Origin of the sequence: Streptomyces sp. NPDC088252 (assembly GCF_044740965.1) — a bacterium.
Classification (GTDB): domain Bacteria; phylum Actinomycetota; class Actinomycetes; order Streptomycetales; family Streptomycetaceae; genus Streptomyces.
Genome location: NZ_JBIURS010000007.1, coordinates 80,547 through 93,590, shown reverse-complemented (window position 1 = coordinate 93,590; position 13,044 = coordinate 80,547). Strand labels below are relative to the sequence as shown.

9 protein-coding genes and 1 pseudogene are annotated in these 13,044 nt (G+C 70.1%); 7 read left to right on the top strand and 3 right to left on the bottom strand.

The window, feature by feature from the left end:
• Positions 1 to 87 precede the first annotated feature (87 nt).
• Complete coding sequence (locus tag ACIOHC_RS16395; protein ID WP_401843031.1) at positions 88 to 1,467, bottom strand: wax ester/triacylglycerol synthase family O-acyltransferase; 1,380 nt, start codon at positions 1,465 to 1,467, stop codon at positions 88 to 90.
• A gap of 120 nt (positions 1,468 to 1,587) precedes the next feature.
• Positions 1,588 to 3,654 (bottom strand): SpoIIE family protein phosphatase, encoded by a 2,067-nt coding sequence (locus ACIOHC_RS16390; protein ID WP_351081379.1) that lies wholly within the window; start codon positions 3,652 to 3,654, stop codon positions 1,588 to 1,590.
• A gap of 270 nt (positions 3,655 to 3,924) precedes the next feature.
• On the opposite strand from ACIOHC_RS16390, the gene ACIOHC_RS16385 reads away from it, so the two are divergent.
• Positions 3,925 to 5,292 carry an FAD-dependent oxidoreductase gene (locus ACIOHC_RS16385; protein ID WP_401843029.1) on the top strand — a complete coding sequence of 456 codons (1,368 nt, stop codon included), beginning with the start codon at positions 3,925 to 3,927 and terminating at the stop codon, positions 5,290 to 5,292.
• Between the two features lie 93 nt (positions 5,293 to 5,385).
• Here ACIOHC_RS16385 and ACIOHC_RS16380 read toward each other — a convergent pair whose 3' ends face one another.
• Entirely contained in the window at positions 5,386 to 6,435 is a 1,050-nt protein-coding gene (locus tag ACIOHC_RS16380) for a chitinase (RefSeq protein ID WP_389637391.1), read from the bottom strand.
• A gap of 264 nt (positions 6,436 to 6,699) precedes the next feature.
• Between ACIOHC_RS16380 and ACIOHC_RS16375 the strand changes: the two genes are divergently transcribed.
• The 6 genes and pseudogenes from ACIOHC_RS16375 to ACIOHC_RS16350 all read left to right on the top strand — a co-directional run bounded on the left by ACIOHC_RS16375 (position 6,700) and on the right by ACIOHC_RS16350 (position 13,039).
• Positions 6,700 to 7,755, top strand: a complete 1,056-nt coding sequence (locus ACIOHC_RS16375) for an iron-siderophore ABC transporter substrate-binding protein (RefSeq protein ID WP_389637370.1) — start codon at positions 6,700 to 6,702, stop codon at positions 7,753 to 7,755.
• Positions 7,756 to 7,766: 11 nt separating this feature from the next.
• A complete protein-coding gene (locus tag ACIOHC_RS16370) occupies positions 7,767 to 8,804 on the top strand; it encodes a FecCD family ABC transporter permease (RefSeq protein ID WP_401843027.1) in 1,038 nt (345 codons plus the stop codon).
• On the top strand, positions 8,801 to 9,865 hold the full coding sequence (locus ACIOHC_RS16365) for an iron chelate uptake ABC transporter family permease subunit (protein ID WP_351081386.1): 1,065 nt from the start codon (positions 8,801 to 8,803) through the stop codon (positions 9,863 to 9,865). The genes ACIOHC_RS16370 and ACIOHC_RS16365 overlap by 4 nt, the downstream gene beginning before the upstream one ends.
• Before the next feature lie 345 nt (positions 9,866 to 10,210).
• Positions 10,211 to 11,065: a YndJ family protein gene (locus ACIOHC_RS16360; protein WP_351081388.1), complete on the top strand. Its 855-nt coding sequence runs from the start codon at positions 10,211 to 10,213 to the stop codon at positions 11,063 to 11,065.
• Positions 11,062 to 11,586, top strand: a pseudogene (locus ACIOHC_RS16355) (DUF1990 family protein). Before ACIOHC_RS16360 ends, ACIOHC_RS16355 begins: the two are co-directional and overlap by 4 nt.
• A gap of 37 nt (positions 11,587 to 11,623) precedes the next feature.
• A complete protein-coding gene (locus tag ACIOHC_RS16350) occupies positions 11,624 to 13,039 on the top strand; it encodes a lipase maturation factor family protein (RefSeq protein WP_351081392.1) in 1,416 nt (471 codons plus the stop codon).
• The last annotated feature ends 5 nt before the right edge of the window (positions 13,040 to 13,044 follow it).

The window sequence follows — 13,044 nt, the reverse complement described above, 5'->3', positions numbered from 1 at the left end:
ACTTGGGCACGTCAACACCCCGGACATCATGAACTGCGGCTTCTTCTTGGAAATCTGTCCGATCTATGGTCGATGGAGGACAGCCCGTCAGGGAGGCGGCAGCAGCGTGAGCAGGTGGGCCACCTCGTCGTCGGCACAGCCCGCCAGCCGGTCCAGATCGGGCAGCGCCTTGCCGTCGGCCACCAGTCCGACCTGCACCCGGCCGCCGTACGTGGACAGGGCGACGGCCAGGGACTGACCGCGCGCCAGCGGCGCCATCGGATAGACGGCGCGCAGCGGACAGCCGCCGAGCGAGAGGGCCGAGCGCGGCAGGGGCACGCTGGTGACCAGGACGTCGAAGAGCATCCTGGCCGCGTTCCCGGCGATCGGCGCGCCGAACCGGTGGGCCAGCGACGGCAACTGATCGGCGAGCACCGCGACCGCGCCGGCGCCGCGGAAGGGGCCCGCGGCCTTGTTCCGGTCCATGGCGGCGCGGACGGTTCGGAGCCGTTTCCAGGGATCGGGCTCGGAGACGGGGAGCCCCAGCAGATATGCGGAGAGCTTGTTCCCGGTCGCGGCGGGCTGGCCCGGCCGCCGACGGGAGACCGGCACCAGGGCGCGCGGGTCCTCGGGAGGCAGCGCTTCGCCGCGCTCCAGCATCCACCGGCGCAGCGCCCCGGCCACGACCGCGAGCAGGACGTCGTTGGTCGTTCCCCCGGCGGCCCGCCGGATGCGCTGGACGGCGGCGAGGTCCAGGTCCGCGGTGGCCAGCCGCCGGGTACCGCTGGAGCTCGCGGTGAGTGCGGGTGCTCCGCGCAGATCCAGTCGGCTCGCCCGGACCATGGAGGCACCGACCCCGAACGCCCGCCCGAGATCCTCGATCCGGCCCAGCGCGAGACCGGCCACCTGACGGGGGCCGGGCATCCAGGAGCGGGGCGGGACCGCGCGCGACCGACGGGGGGAGACGGCCCCGCGGGCTCGGCCGGCCAGCGGGGCGATCTCATCGAAGATCCCGGCGCCGATGGCGACGGCCCGCATCCCGTCGGCGAGCGCGTGGTGGAGCTTGACGAGTACGGCGAAGGGGCCGCCGTCCGCGCCCTCGACCAGATACATCTGCCAGGGAGGCAGGCCCCGTTCGAGCGGTCGCTCCATCAGCTCGCCGGCGAGCCGGGTGGCGCCGGCCATGAATCCGTCGTCGTCCCGCGACTCCACGCCGGTCAGGCGTACCCGCTCGATGTGCCGGCGCACATCGAAGTCCTTGTCCACGAACCACGCCGCGCCACCGACCGGCAGCAGCACGTCCCTGACGCGCATCCGCAGCCGGGGAATCGCGGCGGCGCGGCTGCCCAGTAGTTCCGAGACGTTCGCGCCGCGCGCCGGGCCGGGAGCCGGGGCGAACACGGCGAGCGCGCCGAGATGCATCGGGTGGGCATCGGATTCGAGGTGCCAGAAGGCCAGATCGAGGGGTGCCAGTAGCTCAGTGCCCAACGGATCCTCATGTCATCGAAAGACAGACTGCCGGAGTCGCAGTCAATCGCTTGCGGTCGGTTACGGTCAAGCACAGACATGTCACTTTCTGTTACTGTCGGGTAATGCTCGGCGCTGTCGTCATGCACGTTCCGGAATGACGAATTCACACCAGACGCTCTTGCCGCTGCCGCGCGATTCCACGCCCCAGAGGTCCGCCAGCCGGTCCACCAGCATCAGCCCCCGTCCGGACACCCCGGCCTCGCCCGCGTCCCGGCGTCGGGGCAGCGCGCTGGACCGGTCCTCGACATCGACCCGCAGGCGGCGCTCGGGCCCGGTGAGCACCCGGATCGTGACAATGGCCCCGCCGTCGGTGTGCATCAGCGCGTTGGTGATCAGCTCGTCGGCGGCCAGCTCGACCTCGTCGGCCCGTGTCTTGGCGCCCCAGGCGCGTACGGCCGCCCTGATCATGTGCCGCGCGGAGCTCAGCGCCTCCGGGTCGCTCTGGGCGACATGCTGCTGGAGACGGCCGCCCGGCTGGGGTGCGTGTGCGGCCTTGCGGCCCAGCAGCAGGACCGCCACATCGTCCTCCCCGCCGCGCTCGTCGACCTCTTCGCAGAGCTTGTCGGCCAGCTTCTGCAGATCGTGCGGGCCGTCGCGCACCATGGACGTGAGCAGCTGCATGCCCTCGTCGAGATCGGCGCCGGGCAGCTCCACCAGGCCGTCGGTGAACAGCACCAGCGCCTGACCGGGGTCCAGCTCGACCGTGCTGACCGGGTATTCGAGCCGTCCGAACTCGGCCGAGAGGCCCAGCGGCAGCCCGCCCTCCGCGGGCAGTCTGCGGCAGCTGCCGTCGGTGTCGCGCATCAGCGGATCGACGTGGCCGGCCCGGACCAGTTGCACCACTCCGGTCGTCAGGTCGACCTCGGCGTAGGTGCAGGTCGCGAAGCGGTCGGTGTCCAGCTCATGGAGGAAGACGGATGCCCTGGCCATCACCGTGGCGGGGCTGTGCCCCTCGGCGGCGTACGCGCGCAGCACGATACGGAGCTGCCCCATGACGGCCGCGGCGTGCGTGTCATGGCCCTGAACGTCCCCGATGACGGCCCCGACCCGGCCCCCGGGCAGTGGGATGACGTCGTACCAGTCGCCTCCGATGTCCCGGCCCAGCCGGGCCGATCGGTACCGCACGGCGACCTGCGCGCCGGGCACCTCGGGGATCCGGCGCGGCAGCATGGCCTGCTGGAGGCCCTCGGCGAGATCGTGCTCCTGCTCGTACAGCATGGCCCGCTGCAGGCTCTGGGCGATGGAGCTGCCGAGCGCGACCAGGAGATTGCGTTCGTCACCGGTGAAGCCGCCCTTGTCGCTGTAGAGCAGTCCGATCGCGCCGATGGGCCTGGCCTGGGCGATCAGTGGCAGATAGGCGGCGGACGTGATGCCGAGGTGGCTGATGTGGGGCCAGAGGATGGGGTACGAGGTGGCGAAATCCCTGGCGGACTCGATGAAGCGGGGCATGAGCGTTCGGACCACTTCGCTCATCGGGTACGGCTCGTTCGTCCGGGTGTAGCGGGTGCCGGGGACGAACGAGCCCTCCGGGCCGTCCGCCACGAGATGGATGCGCCCGGACTCGATCAGTCCCACGACCAGGCTGGTCGCGCCGAGATGCGCCAGGCCCTGGGAGTTCTTCAGCACCTCGATGACGTCCCGGACCGTCCGGGCGTGGGCCAGTGCGGCCGTGGTGCCCTCCACCAGGCTGGTGCGGCGCCGCCGCTCCGCGTCCAGTTCGCGGCGGGCGGTCGAGTCGTCGAGCTCCTGGGTGGCGTCGCGGACGACACCGATGATGCGAACGGGCCGACCGGTACCGTCGCGCCGGATGAAGGCCTGGGTGTGCGTCCAGCGCAGCGTGCCGTCGCGCCTCAGGATCCTGAAGTACGCGCCGTAGTTGCGCTGTCCGCTCTTGAGCGCCTGCGCGACCATGGCGTCGAGTCGCACACCCTCGTCCGGTGGCACCCGCGGGCCGAGCGACTCCGGCCGGCCGTCGTACTCCTCGGCCCGCAGATCGAACACGTCGAGTGCGGGCCGGTCCATGTGCATGAGGCCACTGTCGAGATCCCAGTCGAAGCTGCCCATACGGTTCAGGGCGAGACTGAGATCCGGGTGGGCGGGCCAGTCGTCCGGGAGTGACAGGGCACCCGCTACCCGATCATCCATGTGGATCACTCTGCCATCATTTGTCCGATTCTTCGAGCGAACCCGAGGCCCTCGGAGGGAATCCCGTGCCGCTCGTCCGGGCGGACGCCGGACGCCTGCCGGGCACCGTACGGCAGCCCACCCGGGCGCCGGGAACCGGCGCCCGCCGAAAGGCCGCAGGTCAGTAGCGGCTACCGTGTCCCGTGGAGCACGGTAAGCCCATCCTTACAACGAGGTCTTCCACCCTGCGCCGCACTGCCCGCGTCAGCCCGTTCTAAGGATCTGCACCCCATGACCCGCCCCGTCCGCGTCGCCATAGTCGGAGCCGGCCCCGCCGGTATCTACGCAGCGGACGCGCTGCTGAAATCCGAGGCCGCACAGGACCCGGGTGTTTCGATCGACCTGTTCGAGCGGATGCCCGCCCCCTTCGGCCTGATCCGTTACGGAGTGGCCCCCGACCACCCTCGGATCAAGGGCATCGTCCAGGCGCTCCACCAGGTGCTCGACAAGCCGCAGCTGCGGCTGTTCGGCAACGTCGACTATCCCGGCGACATCGGTCTGGACGACCTGCGGTCCTTCTACGACGCGGTGATCTTCTCCACCGGCGCGGACGCGGACCGCGCGCTCGACATCCCCGGCAGCTCCCTGGCCGGCTCCCACGGCGCGGCCGACTTCGTCTCCTGGTACGACGGGCACCCCGACGTGGCACGCACCTGGCCCCTGGAGGCGGAGAAGGTCGCCGTGCTGGGTGTGGGCAATGTGGCCCTGGACGTGGCGCGCATGCTCGCCAAGACGGCCGACGAACTGCTTCCGACCGAGATACCCGCCAACGTCTACGAGGGTCTCAAGGCCAACAAGGCCCTGGAGGTGCACGTCTTCGGGCGTCGCGGTCCCGCGCAGGCCAAGTTCAGCCCGATGGAGCTGCGGGAGCTGGACCACTCGCCGAACATCGAGGTCGTCGTCAACCCCGAGGACATCGAGTACGACGCGGGATCGATCGAGACCCGGCGCGGCAACAAGCAGGCCAACATGGTCGCCTCCACGCTGGAGAACTGGGCCATCCGCGATGTCGGCGACCGGCCGCACAAGCTGTTCCTGCACTTCTTCGAGTCCCCGGTCGAGATCCTCGGCGAGGACGGCCGGGTCGCCGGCCTGCGCACCGAGCGGACCGAACTGGACGGCACCGGGAACGTCAAGGGAACCGGGCGCTTCACCGACTGGGACGTGCAGAGCGTCTACCGGGCGGTCGGCTACTACTCGCAGGAGCTCCCGAAGCTCCCGTTCGACGTGGCCTCCGGCACCGTCCCGCACGCCGCGGGCCGGGTCGTCGACGGCGAGGGGCCCATGCCGTCGGTGTACGTCACGGGATGGATCAAGCGCGGCCCGGTCGGCCTGATCGGACACACCAAGGGTGACGCGAACGAGACGGTCGCCTGTCTCCTGGACGACCACGCCTCGGGCCGGCTGCCCGCACCCGAGCGCCCCGAGCCGGAAGCCGTCACCGCTTTCCTGGAGCAGCGTGGCGTCCGATACACCACTCGCGAGGGCTGGCACCGCCTGGACGCGCACGAGCAGGCCCTGGGAGCGGAGCAGGGACGCGAGAGGATCAAGGTCGTGGAGCGCGAGGGCATGCTGGACGCCTCCGAGCCCCGCCACTGACCGCGCGGACCGATGATCTGGCCGACCGTCACCGCGGCCGGCCCGGGAGGGCGGCTCCGTCCACCTCGGCGGAGCCGCCCGGCCCATGACCGCTCAACGTCCCTGCAGCGCCTTGACGTTGTCCCCGAACGTCCATCCCTTCGACCCGTCCCAGTTGAGCGACCAGGTCATCAGGCCCTTGAGGCTGCTGCCGTAGTGGTTCCACGCCTGCGCCACCTGACCGGTCGACATGTGGCCGCCGCCGGCGCCGGGCTGGGCGGGCAGCCCCGGAACCTGCTTGTCGTAGGGGACCTTGATGGTGGTGCCCTGGATGACGAGGCCCTTGTTCAGACAGTCGGTCTGCGCGGTGAATCCTTCGACCGTGCCGGCGGAGTACGAATCCCCCGCGCACCCGTACATGCTGCCGTTGTAGTACTGCATGTTCAGCCACCACAGGCGGCCGTTGTCCGCGTACTTCTTCACGATCGGCAGGTAGGCACCCCAGATCGAGCCGTAGGTGATGCTCCCGCCGGTGACGTAGGCCGTCTCCGGGGCCATCGTCAGACCGAAGTTCGAGGGCATCCGCGCGAGCACCCCGTCGATGATGCGTATGAGGTTGGCCTGCGAGGTGGACAGCTGGTTGATGGTGCCGCTGCCGGTCAGGCCGGTCTCGATGTCGATGTCGATCCCGTCGAAGTTGTACTTCTTCAGGATCGGCACCACCGTCTCGACGAACCGGTCGGCCACGGCGCTGGAGCCGAGGTCGATGCCGGCGGTCGCGCCGCCGATGGACATCAGCGTGGTGAGCCCGGAGGCCTTCGCCTGGCACATCTCGGCGGGTGTCGGGACCTTCACGGTCGCGTCCATTCCGTCCTCCCACAGGACGGTGCCGTCCGACAGGATGACGGGGAAGGCCGCGTTGATCACGTTGTAGCCGTGAGCCGTGATGCGGCTGTCGGTGACCGGGATCCAACCGAGCGGCGGGTGCACGCCGTTGGACGCGCCGTCCCAGTTCTCCCAGTACCCCTGGAGCACCTTGCCCGCGGGCTTCGACTTGACCGCGCACGTGTCCTCCTGCGCGGCGCTCGGCGTCGCGCCGACCAGCATCTGTACAACACATGCCGCCGCGAGGCCCAGCCCCAGCAGGCGCGATGTCCGACCGATCACGTTGCGTCCCCTTTCCAAGCGAATCGAACCATGAATGTCATGATCCTGACAAGCATGGACATCCATCGACCGCGACTCCGCGCGACACGACGCACCCAACGTAGGTTGGTCCAGACCATTCGTCAACGGCCCGAACCACCACCGGCGGCCGGGAACCGGAGGCTGGTTGTGAGTGGAAGTTGACTTAGCTTAGGCTTACCTAAACCTTCGCACTCCGCGCGGGATCCGCCTGCTCCGTCCATCAACCCCTGAGGAACACCCATGTCCCGGTTCACCCGCGTGCGTCGCCGGACGCTCGCCGCAACTGCCGCCGCCGCAGCCTTCGTTCTCGTCCTCGGCGGCTGTTCGTCGGGCGACGACGGCGAGGAGACCTCCGGCGCATCCGGGAAGAGCAGCGGAGCGTTCCCCGTCTCCATCAAGAGCGCCCTCGGCACAGCGGAGATCAAGAAGCAGCCCGAACGGATCGTCACGCTCGGCCAGGGCTCGGCGGAGACCGCCATCGCGCTGGGCCACACTCCGGTGGGCATCGAGAGCTACGAGTGGGGAAGTGACAAGACGGGCTATCTCCCCTGGATCCACGAGGCGGTGGAGAAGAAGGGCGAGAAGCTGCCGACCCAGTTCAAGGGCGGCGAGGACATCGACTTCGAGGCCATCACCGAGCTGGCGCCGGACGTCATCCTCGCGCCGTGGTCCGGGATCACGCAGAAGCAGTACGACATCCTCAAGGACATAGCCCCCACCGTGGCCTACCCCGATCTGGCGTGGAGCACGGACTGGGACCAGCAGATCGAGATCATCGCCAAGGCGCTGGGGCAGCCGGACAAGGCGAAGACCCTCATCTCGCAGATCGAGAAGCAGCTGTCCGACGCTGCGGCGACCCGGCCGAACTACAAGAAGTACAAGTTCTCCTACATCTACACCTCCGGCCCCGGCACCCTCGGCGTGTTCAAGCCCGAGGAGCAGCGCGTCAAGATGGTCTCCTCGCTCGGCCTCACCGTCGACCCGGTGGTGAACTCCTTCAAGGAGACCAAGGGCACCGACTCGGCGCTCATCGGTCTGGAGAACGCCGAGAAGCTGAAGGACAGCCAACTGGTCTTCACCTTCTACACCGATGACAAGACGCGCAAGGAGATCGAGGCACAGCCGCTGTACGCGGCGATCCCCGCGGTCAAGAGCGGCGCCGTGGTCTCCAGCAAGGACAACTCCTTCGTCACCGCCTCCTCGATCATCAACCCGCTCACCGTGCCGTGGGTGATCGACCGATACCTGCCGCTGATCGACAAGGCGGTCAAGGCCGCCGACGGCAGCCGGGGCTGACCGCCACCCACATGGCCGCCACCACACACGCGCCGCCGAGCGGTACCGGCACCTCACGGGCCGGCACCGCTCGGCGGGTGTATTGCGTCGTCGTCGCACTCGTCGTGCTCGCGCTCGCCGTCTTCGCGAGCGTCATGCTCGGCAGCCGGACCACCTCGTTCAGTGATGTGCTGAACGTGCTGTCCGGCACCGCCGACCCGAATGTCACCGCCATCGTCGAGAGCCGGTATCCGAGGACCGCGCTCGGAGTGCTCGCCGGCCTCTGCCTGGCCGTCGCGGGCACGCTCATGCAGGGGGTGACCCGCAATCCGCTGGCTGATCCCGGCCTCCTCGGGATCAACGCGGGCGCCTCCGCGAGCATCGTCACCGCGACGGCCTTCCTCGGGGCGTCGGGCAGTACGGACACCATGTGGTGGGCGCTGCCCGGTGCGCTGATCGCCGGCCTGCTCGTCCATGCGATCGGATCGGCGGGCTCGGGTGCGGGGCTGGTGCGGCTCGTACTGGCCGGTGCGGTGCTCTCCGCCGTGCTGATGGCATACATCCAGGCCGTGACGCTGAGCCGGCCCAAGGTCTTCGACAGCTACCGGTACTGGGTCGTCGGCGCCCTCGGCGGCCGGGACTTCGACGTCTTCTGGTCGGTCCTGCCGTTCGCGGTGGCCGGTCTGCTGATAGCCGCTCTGCTGGGGCCCGGCCTCAACGTGCTCGCACTCGGCGACTCGACCGCGGCGTCCCTCGGGGCGCGTCCGGCCCTCGTGCGGGCGGGCGGGCTGCTCTCGGCCACACTGCTGAGCGCCGCGGCGACGGCGGCGGTCGGTCCGATCGCCTTTGTCGGCCTGGCCGTTCCGCATGTGGTGCGGGCCCTGGTCGGTGTCGAATTCCGGATGCAGATCCTGTTCTCGGCGCTGGTCGGCCCCGCGCTGCTGCTCCTCGCGGATGTCGTGGGCCGTGTGGTCATGCGTCCGCAGGAGTTGATGGTCGGTGTCGTGACCGCGTTCATCGGCGCGCCAGCGCTGCTGGTCGCCGTACGCAGGATGAGGGGCAACGCATGACATCGCATCAGGCCGGAATCCACACCTCCGCTCCCAGCGGGGTCCTGAGAATCGGCCGGACCGTCGCCCTGCCCGTCCGCCGGGTATCGGTGCTGACGGCCCTCCTGCTGTTCGTGCTGCTGGCGGTGGCCGCCGTCGCCACACTCTCGCTCGGCAGGCTCGGCGTTCCGCTCGCCGATCTCGCCGGGGCGCTGACCGGCGGGGCCGAGGGCAAGAACGCGTTCGTCCTGGAACGTCTGCGCGGCCCGCGCCTGGTGGTCGCCCTGGGCACCGGTGGGGCGCTCGGCCTCTCCGGGGCTCTGTTCCAGTCCGTCACCCGCAATCCGCTCGGCAGCCCCGATGTGATCGGCCTGGCCTCGGGCGCCGGGGCGGGCGCCGCGATCGTCGCGCTGATGTTCCCGGACAGCGTGCCGGTGGCGCTCGGCGCGCTGCTCGGCGCCGTCCTCGCCATGGCGCTGGTCTACGTGTCGACCGGTACCGGATTCCGCAATCCCGCCCGGCTCGTCGTCGCGGGGATCGGTGTGGCCGCGATCGGCACGGCGATCACGCAGTATGTCGTCTACGCCATGGAACGGGACCGGGCGACCGTCCTCACCGCCTATGTCAACGGGAGTCTGTCGGCCCGGTCCTGGGACGACGCCACCACGATCTGGCTCGTGCTGCTGGTGGTGGCCCCGCTCACCGCGCTCATCGCACGGCGGCTGGACATCGGGGAGATGGGCGACGACATCGCGGCGGCGCTGGGCTCCGGGCCCCGCAGCACGAAGACGATCACCGTCGTCCTCGCGATCGTGCTCTCGGCGGGTGCCGTCAGCGTGGCCGGGCCCATAGCGTTCATCTCTCTGACGTCCCCGCAGATCGCCAAGCGGATCACCCGGGCCTCCGGCCCGCACCTGGTGCTGTCCGCACTGACCGGCGCGCTGCTGCTGGTCCTGGCGGATCTCTGCGCCCAGCAACTGCCTTTGTTCGACAGCCTGCCCGTCGGCATCTACACGATGGCCGTCGGAGGCGTGTACCTGGGCCATCTGCTGATACGGGAGTGGCGCCGGGGCGTCCTGTGAGGCCCGCCCGGGCCGTCACCCGCCGCTGAAGCAGCCGTACGGCGCCGCCGATACGCCCTCCCGGACGGCCCGTTCACCGTCCTGCGCGGCCGTCGGATCCGTGTCGCCCGTCGGCGATTACGACGGCACGGCTGCCGCCGGATCGGTGGTGCGGCAGCCCGGCACGCTCCGCGACCCGGGAGCGGTGGTCGCCGGTCCGGCGAGCCCGACGCCGTGTCCGGGGTGATCCAACATCCTGCCGACTACGCCGCAATCACTTCCCCCACCCCTCTCTTGAACGTGTTCAAGAGAGGTCGTAGAGTCATCGCCGAACATACTTGAACGCGTTCAAGTCCGGGGGGCTCGATGTCTGTACTGGTCGATCTGATCGTGATGCTGGGCATGCTCGTGGTGGTGCCCGCGGGGCTGCGGCTGGCCGGAACGCCCGAGCTGGACCGGATGCGCCGCCTGTGGCCGCTCTTCGCGGTGCCCGGCGCCGTCGCTCTCTGGCTGCCGCGCGGCGCGCCGGCCACCGCTCTGGCGGCCTGCTACGCGCTCGGGGCCGTACTTCTGGCCCTGCACGCCCCTGTGCGGCTGGTCCGCAGTCGCGCTGCACCCGATGCGTCCGCCGCGGCACCCGACGAGATCGCACTGCTCACCGCTCTCGTCACCCCCTCGATCGCGGCCACCGCGCTGGTCGCCGAACGCTCGGGGCACACCCTCTTCGGCTTCGGGCTCGGCATCCTCGCGCTCACCGTGCCGCACTTCCACTTCGCCGGATTCGCCGCCGCGCTCGTCGCGGGACTCGTCTGCCGGGTCGCCGACAGCGCCGCGGGCAGGTTCGCCGCGCTGAGCGTGCCGCTGGGCACCCTGCTCGTCCTGGCCGGCTACTTCATCGACGACTGGGCCGAGCTGGCCGGGGCGGTGGTCCTCACAGCGGGCATGTGGACCGTCGCCCTCCTGACCTGGCGAGCGATCCGCGGCCGGCAACGGGACCGGACCACCCGACTGCTGCTCGCCACCTCGTCCACCGTGCTCGCGGTCACCATGGTGCTCGCACTGAGCTGGGCACTCGGCGAGGCCACCGGGCTCCCGCACCCCACACTGACCTGGATGGCCGCCACCCACGGTCTCGGCAACGCGCTGGGCTTCGCACTGTGCTCGGTGCTCGCCTGGCAGAGGCTCCAGAACTCCACCGATCACGAAGGCAGGACCGTATGAGCGCCCTCACCTACTCCGAGGTCGGAGCCACCCGTCTGGGCCCGCTCCCCGACGGCTACCACCACCTCCACCACCGTACGCGGGTCGGTCGCGGCCGGGCGGACCTGGCGGCGGCGGGCGCGGCGGTCACCGACTGGCGCATGCATCGCGGCAGCGGGGCCCGGGTCCGCGCGTCGGCGGCCCGCGCCGGGGCCGGGGTCCAGGTCCGGGTGTCGCTCGGCCTCGGCCCGTTCCGGTTCACCGCACCCTGTCTGGTCGTCTGGGCGGCGTAGGAGAGCGATCGCATCGGATTCGGCTACGGGACACTCCGCGGGCACCCCGAACGAGGCGAGGAGTCCTTCGTGGTGGAGCTGGCCGACGACGGGACGGTGTGGTTCACCGTCATGGCATTCAGCCGCCCGGCCGCCTGGTACAGCCGGCTCGCGGGGCCCGTCGTACCGGTGATGCAGCGGTGGTACGCCCGACGGCTCGGCACCACGCTGCGCCGGATCGTCGCCGAGGGGCGCAACGCGCCGGTCTGAGGGGCTGGGCCGGGCCGTGGGCCCGATACTGGAAACGATGGAGTGGTTCACCGCAGACGGGTACTGGCTCAGCCGGCTGATCTTCCAGCGGGCTCTCGCCGGTGTGTATCTGTTCGCCTTTCTCACCGCCGTGCTCCAGTTCCGGGCGCTGATCGGTGAACGCGGCATGCTGCCCGTGCCCGACTTCCTGCGGCGCACGGACTGGCGCAGCGCGCCCGGTCTCTTCCGGCTCCACTACTCCGACCGCTTCTTCGCCGTCGTCGCCTGGACCGGTTGCGCACTCGCCGTAGCGCTGCTCGCGGGCGCGGACTCGTATGTTCCGCTCTGGGCGGCGATGGTCTTCTGGGCACTGCCCTGGGCGCTGTATCTGTCGATCGTCCAGGTCGGCCAGACCTGGTACGGCTTCGGCTGGGAGTCGTTGCTGCTGGAAACCGGCTTCCTCGCGGTCTTTCTCGGCAACGCGGACACGGCTCCACCGGTGCTGGTGCTGTGGCTGCTGCGCTGGGTGCTGTTCCGGGTGGAGTTCGGCGCCGGGCTGATCAAGATCCGCGGCGACGAGTGCTGGCGCAAGCTGACGTGCCTGTACTTCCACCACGAGACCCAGCCGATGCCGGGACCGTTGAGCTGGTTCTTCCACCGGCTGCCGAAGCCCGTCCACCGGGCCGAGGTGGCGGCCAACCATGTCACCCAACTCCTGGTACCGGTGCTCCTCTTCACTCCGCAGCCGGTGGCGAGCGCGGCCGCGGGGCTGATGATCGTCACCCAGTTGTGGCTGGTCCTCTCGGGGAACTTCGCCTGGCTGAACTGGGTGACGATCACCCTCGCCCTGTCCGCCGTCGACTGGTCCCTGTTCACCGAGCCGCCCGCACAGTCCGCGCCACCCCTCTGGTACGAGATCGTCGTCTTCGCGGTCACGGCGCTGGTGGCGTTCCTCAGCTACCGCCCGGCGCGCAATCTCATCTCCCGCCACCAGGTGATGAACCGCTCGTTCGACCCGCTGCATCTGGTCAATACCTACGGCGCGTTCGGGAGCATCAGCCGGGTGAGGCTGGAGGTCGTGGTCGAGGGCACGAAGGAGCGGGTGCTCCACGAGGGGACGGTCTGGCAGGAGTACGGGTTCCGCGGCAAGCCCGGCGATCCGCGTCGGCTGCCCCGCCAGTTCGCCCCCTACCATCTGCGGCTCGACTGGCTGATGTGGTTCGCGGCGCTCTCCCCCGCGTACGCCGGCCCCTGGTTCGGACAGTTCGTGGAACGGCTGCTGGAGAACGACCGGGACACGCTGCGGCTGCTGCGTCACAACCCGTTCTCCGAGGCCCCGCCCACGCATGTCCGCGCCAGGGTGTACCGGTACCGGTACACGACCTGGCGCGAACTGCGGGCCACCGGACGCTGGTGGCACCGCACCTACGTACGCGACTTCATGCCCCCCGTCTCACTGAGGGCCGTCCCGTAGGTCCC